We start from the raw sequence: 13,800 nt of genomic DNA on the forward strand, positions 1-13,800 counted from the left end.
TATAAATTGTTAAAAGTTCGAATCGGATGGTGACCTCAGTGATTTTAAATACCACGCGTCCATCGCGCAATGAGCTGAACCTGCAATTGGAGCAGTCAATAATTTAAACCCGAATTTTTCATATAAATTACAAGCAGCTTTTAAGTTATGTGTAGTCTCTAGATAGCAGCTGGTATAGCGAGAGCGGGCAAAAGTTAGCGCGGTCTCCATTAATTTTTTGGAAATCCCAAGCCCCTGCACAGCCGGAACTAAATATAATTTTTGCAACTCACAAATTCCAAGTTCCTGATTGAAGGGTGCAATGCCAATTCCGCCTACAATTTTGCCAGCTAACTCTACTACCCAATATTGCGCATTTTCCAAGTCGCGGTAGAACTCATACAACTGCCCTAACTGGGGGTCGAAATATGCGGTTCCTTTAATTGCCAGTCCCAGCGTTTTTAGAGAATCTTGAATGATTTTTTTCACGTCTGCATTATCGGCGTGTGTTATTTCTCGAATTTTTAGCATAATTAATAATCCTTCCTGCAAGCGGATTGAAATAAAGTTGACTAAGTCCACTTAATTGACGTAAAATTATCCTAGCATTTATATTGGACTTAGTCAACTAAAGGAGAAATTATGGACAAACAAGTTATTAAGGAGATTAGACAGTTTAATCGATTCTACTCTAAAATCCTTGGATTACTGAATAGCAGACTTACAAACACAAAGTATACGTTGACCGAGAGCCGGATACTATTTGAAATCGCAGCAAAAAATAGAGCGTGCTATGCAAACGATCTTGCTACAGAGCTGAATATCGATAGAAGTTATCTGAGTCGGATTTTACGAAAGTTTCAAAAAGAAAAATTAATAACAAAACAAAAATCTTTAAATGATCACCGAAAAATTTTTCTTTATCTTACGGAGCATGGCAAACAGGTATTAGATGCAATTAATCAAGCCGCAGATAAGCAGATTATTAAAATGTTTAATAATTTGACGGATGATGAAGTAAATAACATTAAAAATTATATGGAAAAAATACAAAAAAAATTGGCTAAGTAATTATTTAGGGTACGTGGGGGCCGCAAGTTCGAGATTATAAAACAAAACAAAGAGATAGGTCTGAGTCAAAATTCAACTTTTGACTCAGACCCTCTTTTATTCCGGATAAACGGGTTCCATAAGTCAAAATTCTCCGTCTAACTTCGAATTAGCACTCAAATTTTCCCGACTTATGTCACATTCTCGCGCTATTTATTTTTAAATGGATAGCTCAATTCCATAGTTCATAAAACGGGGAATTACGCTCTAAAAATATAGAATATTGATACTGGACTATTGACAAGAAAATAAAGTTAGTGCATAATTCTTAATTGCAATTGGGTACTATAGTACCTTAAATTAAATATAAGGAGAATGCCGATGTATTCGATTTTAACTCACTCGATTTCAAAGAATTATAAAGGTTTTCAAGCGCTCAAGAATGTGAACTTAGCAGTTAAACCAGGTGAAATATACGGCTTTATCGGACTTAATGGGGCAGGAAAGACTACAATGATGCGCATGCTGCTTAATATGATTGAGCCCAGTGAGGGGCATGCCTTGATTTTAGGTCAGGAAGTCAGGCAAGTGTCACCATTATTTTGGAACAACGTGGGTTATTTGATTGAAACACCACATAGTTATCCCAACTTAACTGTTGCAGAGAACCTAGACTTATACGCAAGATTGCGGTTAATTCCAAGTTCAGTACGTGCACAACGAATTAAGGATTTAATGGATCAACTAGCACTAACTCCTTATAAAAATCGCTTAGTCAAAGAGTTGTCGCTTGGAAATAACCAGAAAATCGGGTTAATAAAGGCTTTGATTCATCGACCAAAAATTTTGTTGCTAGATGAGCCAACTAACGGGCTTGATCCGGAAGGTCTAACGCATGTCAGACAATTGCTGATCCACTTAGCAAAAGATGAGGGTGTCACAATTCTAATTTCAAGCCATATTTTGAATGAGATGGAAAAAATGTTTACTGCGATTGGTATACTGCACCACGGACAGCTGCTGCGACAGGAGAGTAGGGCAGAGTATCTGAAAAATGCACACCACCGATTATTGATTACATTTTCTTCAGTAGAAGAAGCAACTAAAGCTAAAAACATCTATGCACAAAAGCATATTGATTGGAGCGCAGGTGAGACGGTTTATCAACTGCGCTTAACAGCGCTTGAAGATTTAGCAGCTAAGCAACAGCTTTTAATAAGTAATGGAATTCTTCCGACTGAATGGCATGAAGAAGTTGAAAATATGGAAGAGTACTTTTTGTCAGTGTTAAGAAAGGCAGGTAAAAAATGAGATTTCAACAGCTTGTTAGCTTAAAAGTGATTATCTGGTTAGAGCTTAAAAAAATTATTAAAAGTCATTTGGTTGAGATGATTATCATGGGCTTGTTGTTTTTGGTATTGGTGCGCAGGGGAACTGATTGGGAAAATTACATTAATAATTCGTTGCTGTTTTTATTAGTCGTAGTCGGATCAGTTGGGTTTGGAATTTTAGCTAGTTGGGTGTTTGCTAGGGAATATACAGATGGCACATTTAAAGATCTGCTAGCACTGCCAGTTTCACGGGCAAATATCGTTTTAGGAAAATTAATCGCCATTGAAATAACAGAGTTAATGATTGTGGCTGTTTCGTTGCTACTAATTTTGATAAGCGGATATCTTATATTTGGTGTGGCACCGCGTGGCAGTTTACTGATAGCAGCATTGGCAAAGACTGAAGTGGCATTTATCTATGATGTTTTGCTAGCTTTTTTATGGCCATTGCTGGCATCACTCTTTAGAAGTGCATTATTGCCGATGTCTTTAGCTTTTATTAGTTTGATTATCGATGTAATGTTTGCCCCACAACAGATTGGTCAGTATATCCCGTGGGCTATCCCGGGTTTTTACTTGGCACATGCTGATTTGAATTTAGCCGCAAGTAAAATAATTATTTGTGCAATCGGATTTGTCGGGATTTATGGGACCATCTTTTTATGGAAACACCCACATAGAAGCTAAATTTTAGCTGCAGGTAACGAAAATAGCGCAAATTTCAGCAATAAAGAAACTGAACCATTTTACAGCTGAGTTTAAAAAAGTTAAGCTGAATAGAAAACAATTAAAAGCTAAAAGAACAGCTTTGAGGTGGAGGAATGTTGAATGGGAGAGCGCAGAAGGGGGAAAACCCTAGAAAATGCAATTCTCGCTGCAGTTTGGGTAGAATTGCAGCAGCAGGGGTATCAAAAACTGACGATCAGTGCGGTTGCAAAGCAGGCACAGACTAATAAAAATACGATTTACCGACGCTGGGAGAATAAGGTGGAATTAGTTTTTGCAGCTATTCAACAGCATGCGCCCAAGCTAACGTTGGCAACTCCTAATACAGGCAGTCTGGAGGGAGATTTAAAGCAACTGCTAGGCTTTTTGACACCTGTTTTAGAAACTGTTCCCCAAGAAACGTGGAAACAGTTGTTACCAGAAGCGCTATCAACGTTTTCCGCAGACGGTAATTACCTTAATGGACTGGTTAAGGCGATTAATGAAGACAATTTTATTACCCTTCAAGTTAAAAAAATTATTGAAAATGCTAGGAAGCGGCATGAACACGTTCGTAGCAGTGTTACGGTCGATCAACTAACCTTACCTGCATTACTGGTTGTGAATCAAATCTTGATTTCTGGGAGATTGGCTCAAAGTAAAATTGATTCTTTAGTCGATGAGATCTTGCTGCCAATTTATATAAAAGCAGCAAAATAAATTAAAACACAGATTAAAGACAGTCGTGACATATCTAATTTAATTTGGACAAAAAATTTATTTTTTTAGGATATTTATTCTTTATTTCAAAACCCATCCTTAATTTATGATTAGTTTTTTATTATTGATTGCTTATGGTTTGACTTATAATTGTGGCGCGTTACACTACTGGTAATGAAAGAGATTACAGTCGGGGTGGTCTTACTCTGAGATGAAGCTTACCGCAATCAAATCAAGGCTACAAGGAAGTAGAAAGCTGAAATGCATAGATGGGGGTCAATCTTGATGAGGGAAAAAATAAAGTATAAAAAACAAACAACTATCCGATTTACTAAATTAAAAGCGGCCGTAAGCGCTGGACTTGTGTCGGGGACACTTCTTGCTTTCTCGGGGGTGGTTAATGCTGACACAAATTGGACTGCTAATTCACCGCAACAAATTGCAAATCAAATTACCAACACACAACAAATGTATACGATCCGTGCAGGTGATACCTTATGGGGAATTTCGACAGCACTCAAGACCAAAGGCACAAGCATTAGTGTAGCTCAATTGGCGGCGCTCAATCATATTCCGAATGAGAATTTAATTTACACTGGGAATTCGCTTAAATTCGCTGGTAAAACTATTATGCTGCCGCAACAATCTGTGGCACCAACGACCAATCAAACGGATAAGTCAGCTTTGGAGGCTAAATTAAAAGTAGCTAATGAATACCTTTATACTAATGGCATATATACTGAACAATCACTTGATAATTTGAGAAATGCCGTTTATCGCGGTAACGGGGTCATTAAAGCTGCTAATCCGACCCAGCAAGATGTTGATGCGGCGATTGCCAAGATTGAGCAAGGAATTAATAATTTACAAAAAATTCAGTAAAATTACTGATTGAGACCAACTGTAGGCAAAAGTAGCGGAAGTTTAAAATAGTGACCATTTTTGCTACGCCATCATAGATGAATCAAAGTGAACAGGGGCTGTGACAAAATTTAACTTTTGTCACAGCCCCTCTTTTATTCTGGATAAACGTGTTCCATAAGTCAAAATTCTCCGTCTAACTTCGAATTACTCATAGCAAAGGACTCACGATGTTCGCAATTTCGAGTTAGCACTCAAATTTTCCCGACTTATGTCGCACTCTCAGTTTTTTTAGTATAAAGCAGATTTAAAATTAGAAATAAATTTATCGAAGAGTGAAGCTGTTAAGCCGGATTAGCAAATTGGAGCACCGTACCATCCTAATTGTGTATCAGTATCCTTAATGCCGTTTTTGCTGATTTTAGTTTTTTATTTGAACCACAATTTTTCCGCGTGCGTGATGAGTTTCGCTGCGTACGTGTGCCGCGCGCATGCCTGCAGTTGTGAATGGGAATGTTGAATCTAGCACAATTTTAATTTTTCGGTTGGCGATATAGTTTGCCAACGTTGTTAAGTCTTGACTATTTGGGGCTACCCAGCCGCTCATAACAACTTTACCAGGACTATGCTGCTGCTCTTTTGAAAGTGAGGCGGCAATCGTTAAAAAGCGTCCGCCCTTTTTTAAAATTGAAATTCCACCAGCTACATCGCCGACGGTGTCTAAAACAGCATCAAAGTCAGTTAAAACATCTTGGATGTTATTTTTGTGATAGTCAATCACTTGATCAGCACCTAGACTGATAACGAAGTCATGGTTAGCTTGGCTGGCGGTCGTGACAACGTGGGCCCCAGCTTGTTTGGCTAATTGAATAGCGTACATGCCGACCCCGCCGGCCCCTGCTTGAATTAAGACTTTTTGACCGGATTTGATTTCAAGTTTGCGCAACATTTGCAATGCTGTTTGACCAGCTAAAGGGACGGCGGATGCAGCTGCATAGCTAATATTTTGGGGCTTCAAAGCTAATTTATCGGCTTTGACTGCTGTATATTCAGCATAACTACCATTTTTACCACGGGGGTCGATATCGGGACGTGCAAAAACTGCATCCCCCACTTTGAAATTCGTAACGGCGCTGCCAATGGCAACTACTTTTCCTGCCAGATCCCAGCCTAAGATAACTGGAAATTGCCATTTAAACAGATGCTGCATTAAACCTTGACGCGCCTTATAGTCAATTGGATTAATGCTGATGGCATAATTTTCGACGAGTACCTCATCTGCTTGAATGGTGGGAGTTGGAATATTAGCAACCACTTCTAATTGATCTGCAGTACCGTATTGCTGGATAATTGCGGCTTTCATAGGGTAACGCTCCTGTCTTTTGAATTTACACACTTTAAATAAGTTAATTATACTAAGTTGAGGGTGGTTTATTCAATTATTAAGTTTGGTTAAGCCAGTCTTCTTCGAAACATCCGCACTTTTATGCTAACAAAAAACTTGCAAATAGAGTGGCATTTTCCGGGGGAAACTTTTAACCGCTGTGTGAATTGGAGTAGCCAAGCCTAAAGACTTCGCTTATCTATAGTAAGTATATATAATAGCTAATATCAAATCTATTATCAGAAAATAGGAGAAAAAAATGACAGTTATTATTCCGGATTTTCAACTATCAGCTGCTACTCACCCTAGAACCGTGGTCTTGAAAGTCTCAAATCTTGCCAAAGTAACCGACTTTTATCAGCAAGTAATCGGATTAAGGTTATTGACACGTGGCGTAACACAAAGCTTCTTGGGGGTACCGGGGAATTCGCAACCATTGTTGATTTTAAAACAGATCAACGCATCTTTAACGGTCAGTCGAAAAACAGGATTATATCATGTTGCATTTCTTTTGCCGCAGCGTAAAGCTTTAGGCAATGCTTTATTGTTTTATTTGCAGCACAAAGCTCCTTTGATTGGTGCAAGTGATCATGGATATAGCGAGGCACTTTATTTAACTGATCCTGAAGGAAATGGCATTGAAGTTTATCGTGATAAACCGCGTAGTGAATGGGATATTCTTCCTGATGGAGAAATTCGAGGAACCACCGGTGAGCTGGATGCTACTGGAGTTATTGCAGCCGCTGATCAGAAATGGGTAGGTTTTCCGAATGCAACCCAGCTTGGTCATGTACATCTTAAAGTTGCAGATTTGGACAAAACAGAATTTTTTTATACAACGATCCTTGGGATGTCGCTTAAAAATAATTTTGGGCGGCAGGCGAAGTTTTTTGCCACTGGCGATTATCACCATCACGTGGGGGCTAATATTTGGAATGGGCGTAACTTGCCTGCAATGGACGCAGGGGATGTGGGTTTGGACTATGTTAGTTTTACCGTAGAGAATCTAGCAGAACTTGAGCGGCTGGGTGCCCATTTGGAGGAAAATAATACGGCCTTTAAAACAATTGATTCTACGAGTGTAGCTTTGACGGATCCTAGCGGTATTAAGCTAAAATTTGAGGTGTAATTGGATTACGCTGGTCTTTTTTCAAGATGGAATGTGGTGTCTAGTGCTGTTTATGCTTAATGCACCCCCCTTTTTGTTTCTGAGTATTTTTGTATTAGCTGTTTTTTGTGGAAAGTAGTCTAAAATTTAAAAAAGTGGTCCTTGTTGAGCTACAATGGACATTATGAGATATAAAGAAAATCATCAAGCTAATGATTTTTTAGGGAGGTTATTTATTAATGGAACGTTGTTCTTGGGCCAATACAGGTAATGAACTTCTAAAGGAATATCATGATCAAGAGTGGGGGATGCCCTGTCATGATGAGCGCAAGTTATTTGAACTCCTGTCGCTTGAGATCATGCAAGCGGGTCTTAGTTGGCAAACTGTTTTAAATAAACGTGCAGCATTTAAAACTGCTTTTGCTGATTTTGATGTTAAACAAGTTCAAAATTTTCAAGCCAAGTTACCACAATTAATGGTTAATAAAGCTATTATCCGCAATCAGCGTAAATTGCTGGCAATCATTAATAATGCACAAGTTGTTGTTAAACTAGCTGCTGCTGGAACATGCTTTAATGATTACATGTGGCAATTTGTTGATTATCAGCCAATTGTGCATCAATATCAAACCCACACTGAAGTTCCTAGTACTAATGGTTTGGCTAAAAAGATTAGTCAGCAAATGAAACGTGATGGTTTTCAATTTGCCGGACCGGTGATTACCTATTCTTTTTTACAGGCAGCAGGGTTAATCAATGATCACGTGGTAACTTGTTTTCGGCATCAGTATTAAAAAAAGTGTGACATAAGTTGGCAACTTTTAAAGATTAACTGGAAATTGCTCAAAGCAAATGCAGAGGGATCACACTTTTTTAGAGTTAAATGTTGATCGTCACTGAAATTTCAGCAGCTTTTAATAAAATATCTAGTGAAACTTGGCAATAGCCACTTAGCTTAATCAAACTTGAAAGCTCTAGGCAGGTTTTCTCGTTTTTTTTCCTGAGTTTAAACGTAATTATGCAAAAAGTATGGTATAAGGGTTTGGGACAAAAGTCGCGCACTTTCTTTTAAGCTGTCAATGTGTGCATTAATTTTTCCCAAAATATTCGTGTACTAAGTGGGACAGCATCAGAAAAAGCATAATCAACTTGAAATTTATGTTGACGGTCAAAGCAATAATAAAAAGTAATATCTGAAAGAAAAAAATCACCGGAAACACTTTGGATACAGCCAGCTTTTTCTTTTACAAAGTCATCTTTAAGTAATGAAACGATTTCTGCTTGAGTATAAAGCTTTGAATCGTTGTGATAGTAATATTTAATTACCATGTCCAACACCTCTTTTGTACAGCGTTAATTTTAACCATAGCTATAATACAAAAGTTGGTGTTAAAACGGTGTTAATCTTTGTATGCTGGTGTTAATTCAGAAGTTAAACGAGTTCTAGCGCAGATTTTACGTCTTTTGTAGGTCAGTTTCTAAACTGCTGCATGAGATTTAGCACAGTAGCAATCAAACTGAGATAATTTATTTTTTTAAACAACGGCTTGATAAACTGGCAGTAAAATATTATCAATCAGGATCGTGAGCTGGCGTGCTGTAAAATGTTCGTTTATAAATAAATGGTAGCGTAGCCAATTAAACGGCAACAATTTAACCTCAACTGGAAATGCTACGGTAGTTACCTCACCACGTTTTTTCGCGCGTTCCAAGACATGGTCAATTGCTTTAACATCAATTGCATTTCCTTCATTGATCAGTTTTTTTACAGTGCTATTTTGTTTCTGGTTTGCAGCACCTAATAACTCAACAATGTTAGAATCTTTAAAAGTCTGCATACTGACAATAAAACGCTGCAATAATTGTAATAAATCTGCGCGTAATGATTTTCCTGTTAGAATTAATTCGTCGGTGCGCCCGCTGTTTTCTGCGATGATCTTAGCTTGAATAGCTGAAATGGCTAAGGAAAATGGAGAATCCCATCTGCGGTAGATTACTGATTTGCTGGTTTGAGCTAAAGCTGCTACCTCTGAGAAGGACAAATTGGCGACACCCTTGGTTTTTAAAAGCTCCAAGGCTGCTTGGTAGATTGCCTGTTCAAGTTCTTCGCCGCGCCGACGTTTTTGTGTCATAGAAATAATCTCCTTTAAAGATAAGGTACTAAAAGCTTATTAGCGTATTTTATTGTTATTATAACAGGTACTCAATTAAGATACTAATTGTTCTTAAACAATAAAAAATCTCCAAAATTAAAGCGAAAGCTTTAATCGTGGAGATTTTTTGTTAACTGCGATGATAAGGATCTCTTTCTCTGACATGTTCTCTGACCTGTTCAAAGATCGTGATAATATGTTGATCAGACAGCTGATAATTTATTTTTTGACCAGCACGGATACCGCGGACCAGTTCAGTTTGCCGCAACAGTTTGAGCTGATGCGAAGTTGCAGATTGTGAAATGCCGATTTCTTCGGCAATTTCATTAACTGACAGCGATTTGTCAGCCAGCAGGAAAAGAATCTTGTAGCGTGTCTGATCCCCGAAAGCTTTGAAAAGCTGTACACTTTTTTCTAATTCAAAATTGCTTGGTAATTCATGCTCGTTTGCTTTTGTCATGACTGCCACCTTTGGATAAGCTCAAGTTCAAGAAAAAGGTTCCGTGACCGCATTTGTCTTACCCAGTGTCATTTTTGTGAAGATGCAAGAAGGTAAAATGCTCGGGTTTGGAATGTTCTTTTCTCATTATACCTAAAGTAGCAGTGTTTAAAAAGAGGTGTACTCCAAAATATGAAACTCAAGGCATTATAGCGATTCTTTAATCGACTTTACGCGCTAAGCGGTCAATTAGTGCAAAAAACTTTTCGTGAGAAACGTCATAGATTAATTTAGCAGGCCGTCCGTTAGGGTCTAGGTAAGTTCTGCCATCGCTGGGACTGGAAGTATTAACAGCACACGTAATTTCTTTGGTCTTTACAATATCAGCAGCAAAGAAGTAACAGGTTGTCAGCACGTCCCATAAATAATAGGTTGAATTTGTTTCAAACAATCTTAATTCAGGGACAAGTGCGTAACTGTTTCCAATGAAATCTAGTCCGGTGAAGCGCCGCTGGGCTGCCCAATGTTGGCGGATTTCTTGTGTGAGCGGGACATTATTGGTGCTTTCAAGGCTGACCAGTTCTAATGGAATTTGAGTGTCAAAAACGGTTTTTACTGCTGCCGGGTCCCAAAAAGCATTCCATTCTTGTGTTCCATCGGAATCAGGTTCGGCGACGTTTCCGCGCTCAAGGAAGGTCCCGCCCATCCACACAAGCCGCTTAATCTTCTTTTCAATTGTAGGATCAATTTGCAAGGCACGTGCCAGATCGGTTAAAGGTCCTGTGAAAACCAAGGAAAGTGGGGTAGTTGTCTGCTGCAGTTTATGGAGCAAGTCAAGATGGGCAGGCTCTGGGCTTATCGGAGTCATGATGGTACCTGCTTCATTCAAAATTGGGAGTGCATTTTCTGAATACGCAGCCAAACGCCATTCTTTAGGGAAAGAATGAACTGCACGTGAATCGGAAATTGCGACCGCCAGTTTTTGCGCGTGACCAAACCGATCAATAATTTTTCGGCTGGCTTCAGCTGCTGGACCGACGTAACTGTCTGCGTCGACTGCTCCGACACCAACAAGTTCGACATCTTCCATTTGAAGCAAGAGGAAAAGAGAAATTAAATCGTCAACGCCGCCATCGTGGTTAAAGTACACTTTTTCTGTCATAGTCAAGTAACTCCTTAATTATAGAAGTAATAGCAATAATTATTTAGATTATACCGAATATGTTAGTGTTCGTCAAAACATGGCTAACTTTAGGATATTTACTTTTTTAGGAACCTATCTTTTTAAAAAGGCGAACGATTAAAAAAATAATTTGCAAAACATATTGATTTTAGAGTATGACTACTGTATACTTTTTCATAGTTAAAGTTTAATTAAGAATTTGGGGGCTGTATTTCAGTGAAGAAAAAAGTAATGGCATTTTTGGCAGCAACAATGATGGTCGGGACTATCCTTGTTGGTTGTGGCAATAACGCGGCAACTAATAAAGGAACAAAACACTCAGCTGCTTTAGTGACAGATGGTGGTGGAATCGATGACAAGTCTTTCAATCAATCTGCATGGGAAGGCCTACAAAGCTGGGGTAAAAGCCACAATTTACAAAAGGGTCTTAACGGTTATAATTATGCACAGTCGAGCGATGACTCTGATTTTCTGCCAAACATCAACAAGTTGATAAAGGCTAAATACGCTACTATTTTCGGAATTGGCTACAAATTAGATAATGCGATCAGTTCAGCCGCAAAAGCAAACCCAAACACTAATTTTGCAATTATTGATTCAGTCGTGACCGGACACAAGAATGTTGCTTCTGTAACCTTCAAGACGGAGCAATCATCATTTTTAGCTGGTGTTGCGGCAGCTGAGACAACTAAAACAAATAAAGTTGGTTTTGTTGGTGGGATTCAAAGTGATGTTATTAAGACCTTCGAAGCCGGTTTTAAACAAGGTGTCAAAGCCGTTAACCCTAACATTCAGGTTGATGTGAAATACGCTGGTTCATTTACTAAAGCTGACGTAGGTCAGTCTTTAGCAACTGCAATGTTCAATAATAATGAAGATGTTATTTTCCATGCAGCAGGTGGAACTGGTGCAGGAGTCTTTACGGCTGCTAAAAACTCTGCCAAGAATGGCAAGAAGGTTTGGGTAATTGGTGTTGACCAAGACCAAAAGGCTGATGGTGCTTATAAAGGTGGCAATGTTACCTTAGCATCTGCTGTTAAGAAGGTTGGCACAGCTGTTAAAGATCTTTCAAATCAGGCAATGAAGAACAAATTCCCTGGCGGCAAGGTAGTCACATATGACCTTGAAGATAACGGTGTTGGGATTGTGAACGATAATATGTCTGCGAGTGCTTGGAAAGTTGTTCAGAGTTATCAGCAAAAGATTAAAGATGGGACAATTAAGGTCGCAGCTAAATAAAGAATATTAGGTATTATGATTGTTGCGCAGTTACAAATGGTGAAGCGTTGGAGATTACGACCAATACTTCACCATTTTACTGCATGTTGCTTAACTATTGACAAAAGGAGGACCGCATGGAAGACTACGTTGTTGAAATAAAGCATATCACCAAAAAGTTTGGGGACTACAAGGCCAACGACGATATCTCGTTGCAGCTGAAGAAGGGTGAGATCCTTGCCCTATTAGGAGAAAATGGAGCTGGAAAATCGACATTAATGGGGATGCTTTCAGGATTATTGACCCCGACGGCTGGGGAAATCTTGATTAATGGGAAAAAAGCGGTCATGAGCAATCCGCGAGATGCGAAAAAATTGGGGATTGGCATGGTTCATCAGCATTTTATGCTGATTCCTGCATTTTCAGTCCTTGAGAATATTATTTTAGGTGATGAACCGACTAAAGGGTCTTTTATCAACTATCAAAAGGCTGCCGCCACTATTCAAGCATTGGCGCAAAAATATCAGCTTGATATCGATTTAAAGGCTAAAGTACGCGATATTACAGTCGGAATGCAGCAGCGTGTTGAGATCATGAAGGCCCTTTACCGTCAGGCAAATGTTTTTATTTTCGATGAACCAACTGCCGCGTTAACGCCGCAAGAGATCGATCAGTTAATCAAAATTCTGCGGGCTTTAGCGGCTGAAGGAAAAGCAGTAATTTTTATTACCCATAAGCTAAAGGAGATCAAAGAGGTTGCTGATCGTTGCGTGGTTATTCGAATGGGGAAAGTCATTGCGACTGTTGAGGTTAGCGCGACCAAGGAAGAGGCACTTGCAGAAATGATGGTTGGGCGAAAGCTTAACTTTGCGCTTGATAAACAAAAAATGGCTCAGGAAAAACCAGTTCTTGAAGTTAAGGGACTTAACGTTGAAGCGCACAAACAGCTTAAAGTTGCAGGTGTGGATTTGACAGTCCATGAAGGTGAAATTGTGGGGGTTGCAGGTGTAGATGGTAATGGTCAAAGTGAATTAATTGAAGCTCTGACTGGTCTGCGCAGGGTAAAAAAAGGCAGTATCAAGGTTAACGGCAAACAACTGCAAAATGCCTCAGCAAGAAAAATTTCAGAAGAAGGCGTGGGCTGTATTCCAGAAGATCGCCAAAATGTTGGCTTGATCTTACCATTGACAATTGCGGAAAACCTGGCACTCAAAGACTATTATCATGCACCGGCTAGTAAACACGGTTTTTTGAATTATAAGCTGATTAATCAGACTGGCAAGCAGCTGATTAAGGATTTTGATATTCGTTCTCAGAGTGAAACCGAATTTGTAGGCGATCTTTCGGGTGGGAATCAGCAAAAAGTAATTGTCGCACGTGAAATCGCTAAAAATCCTGCATTGTTGATTGCAGCGAACCCAACACGTGGAGTCGATATTGGTGCGATTGAATATATTCATGAAAAGATCATTGAGCAGCGTAATGCCGGGCGGGCTGTGTTATTGGTCAGTTTTGAACTAGATGAAATCTTGAAATTGTCTGATCGAATTGTCGTTATGCATGAAGGACAGATTGTCGGAGAGATTGATCCGCAGCACACATCTAGCGAAGAATTAGGATTAATGATGGCTGGTAAGACACCAGTTTCGCAAAACAGATAGAGAGGTAA

The 13,800-nt window shown here is 39.2% G+C and carries 15 protein-coding genes; 9 read left to right on the forward strand and 6 right to left on the reverse strand.

Annotation, left to right across the window (positions count from 1 at the left end; translation table 11 throughout):
• Window positions 1–9: 9 nt before the first annotated feature.
• Complete coding sequence (locus AB3Y88_RS06470) at window positions 10–510, reverse strand: GNAT family N-acetyltransferase (protein WP_054757844.1); 501 nt, start codon at window positions 508–510, stop codon at window positions 10–12.
• A gap of 111 nt (window positions 511–621) precedes the next feature.
• Here AB3Y88_RS06470 and AB3Y88_RS06475 point away from each other — a divergent pair, with 111 nt between their 5' ends.
• From AB3Y88_RS06475 to AB3Y88_RS06495, 5 genes are all read left to right on the forward strand, one after another.
• Window positions 622–1,050: a MarR family winged helix-turn-helix transcriptional regulator gene (locus AB3Y88_RS06475; RefSeq protein WP_228888134.1), complete on the forward strand. Its 429-nt coding sequence runs from the start codon at window positions 622–624 to the stop codon at window positions 1,048–1,050.
• A 360-nt stretch (window positions 1,051–1,410) separates the two neighbouring features.
• The gene (locus AB3Y88_RS06480; protein WP_228888133.1) at window positions 1,411–2,340 is read left to right on the forward strand and encodes an ABC transporter ATP-binding protein; all 930 of its coding nucleotides are present in this window, start codon (window positions 1,411–1,413) and stop codon (window positions 2,338–2,340) included.
• Window positions 2,337–3,047 (forward strand): ABC transporter permease, encoded by a 711-nt coding sequence (locus AB3Y88_RS06485; RefSeq protein ID WP_056962044.1) that lies wholly within the window; start codon window positions 2,337–2,339, stop codon window positions 3,045–3,047. Before AB3Y88_RS06480 ends, AB3Y88_RS06485 begins: the two co-directional genes overlap by 4 nt.
• Window positions 3,048–3,188: 141 nt before the next feature.
• Complete coding sequence (locus AB3Y88_RS06490) at window positions 3,189–3,785, forward strand: TetR/AcrR family transcriptional regulator (protein WP_056962045.1); 597 nt, start codon at window positions 3,189–3,191, stop codon at window positions 3,783–3,785.
• A 285-nt stretch (window positions 3,786–4,070) separates the two neighbouring features.
• Entirely contained in the window at window positions 4,071–4,667 is a 597-nt protein-coding gene (locus AB3Y88_RS06495) for a LysM domain-containing protein (protein WP_054757846.1), read from the forward strand.
• A gap of 400 nt (window positions 4,668–5,067) precedes the next feature.
• Here AB3Y88_RS06495 and AB3Y88_RS06500 read toward each other — a convergent pair whose 3' ends face one another.
• Window positions 5,068–6,009 (reverse strand): NADP-dependent oxidoreductase, encoded by a 942-nt coding sequence (locus tag AB3Y88_RS06500; protein ID WP_228888132.1) that lies wholly within the window; start codon window positions 6,007–6,009, stop codon window positions 5,068–5,070.
• A gap of 280 nt (window positions 6,010–6,289) precedes the next feature.
• Between AB3Y88_RS06500 and AB3Y88_RS06505 the strand changes: the two genes are divergently transcribed.
• Window positions 6,290–7,159 (forward strand): VOC family protein, encoded by an 870-nt coding sequence (locus AB3Y88_RS06505; RefSeq protein WP_228888131.1) that lies wholly within the window; start codon window positions 6,290–6,292, stop codon window positions 7,157–7,159.
• Between the two features lie 218 nt (window positions 7,160–7,377).
• Entirely contained in the window at window positions 7,378–7,932 is a 555-nt protein-coding gene (locus AB3Y88_RS06510) for a DNA-3-methyladenine glycosylase I (protein WP_228888130.1), read from the forward strand.
• Between the two features lie 274 nt (window positions 7,933–8,206).
• Here the strand turns inward: AB3Y88_RS06510 and AB3Y88_RS06515 are convergent, their stop codons facing one another.
• From AB3Y88_RS06515 to AB3Y88_RS06530, 4 genes are all read right to left on the reverse strand, one after another.
• Window positions 8,207–8,467, reverse strand: coding sequence for a hypothetical protein (locus AB3Y88_RS06515; protein ID WP_054757848.1), 261 nt, complete (start codon window positions 8,465–8,467; stop codon window positions 8,207–8,209).
• 206 nt (window positions 8,468–8,673) lie between these two features.
• Window positions 8,674–9,270: a TetR/AcrR family transcriptional regulator gene (locus AB3Y88_RS06520; protein ID WP_054757849.1), complete on the reverse strand. Its 597-nt coding sequence runs from the start codon at window positions 9,268–9,270 to the stop codon at window positions 8,674–8,676.
• A 151-nt stretch (window positions 9,271–9,421) separates the two neighbouring features.
• Complete coding sequence (locus AB3Y88_RS06525) at window positions 9,422–9,751, reverse strand: helix-turn-helix transcriptional regulator (protein ID WP_054757850.1); 330 nt, start codon at window positions 9,749–9,751, stop codon at window positions 9,422–9,424.
• A 199-nt stretch (window positions 9,752–9,950) separates the two neighbouring features.
• Window positions 9,951–10,892: a nucleoside hydrolase gene (locus AB3Y88_RS06530; RefSeq protein WP_056959519.1), complete on the reverse strand. Its 942-nt coding sequence runs from the start codon at window positions 10,890–10,892 to the stop codon at window positions 9,951–9,953.
• 237 nt (window positions 10,893–11,129) lie between these two features.
• Here AB3Y88_RS06530 and AB3Y88_RS06535 point away from each other — a divergent pair, with 237 nt between their 5' ends.
• Together AB3Y88_RS06535 and AB3Y88_RS06540 are read left to right on the forward strand one after the other, a co-directional pair.
• Window positions 11,130–12,152: a BMP family protein gene (locus AB3Y88_RS06535; protein WP_056959521.1), complete on the forward strand. Its 1,023-nt coding sequence runs from the start codon at window positions 11,130–11,132 to the stop codon at window positions 12,150–12,152.
• Between the two features lie 116 nt (window positions 12,153–12,268).
• Window positions 12,269–13,792, forward strand: coding sequence for an ABC transporter ATP-binding protein (locus AB3Y88_RS06540; protein WP_056959523.1), 1,524 nt, complete (start codon window positions 12,269–12,271; stop codon window positions 13,790–13,792).
• The last annotated feature ends 8 nt before the right edge of the window (window positions 13,793–13,800 follow it).

This window comes from Liquorilactobacillus satsumensis, from assembly GCF_964065465.1.
In the GTDB taxonomy this organism is placed as follows: Bacteria; Bacillota; Bacilli; order Lactobacillales; family Lactobacillaceae; genus Liquorilactobacillus; species Liquorilactobacillus satsumensis.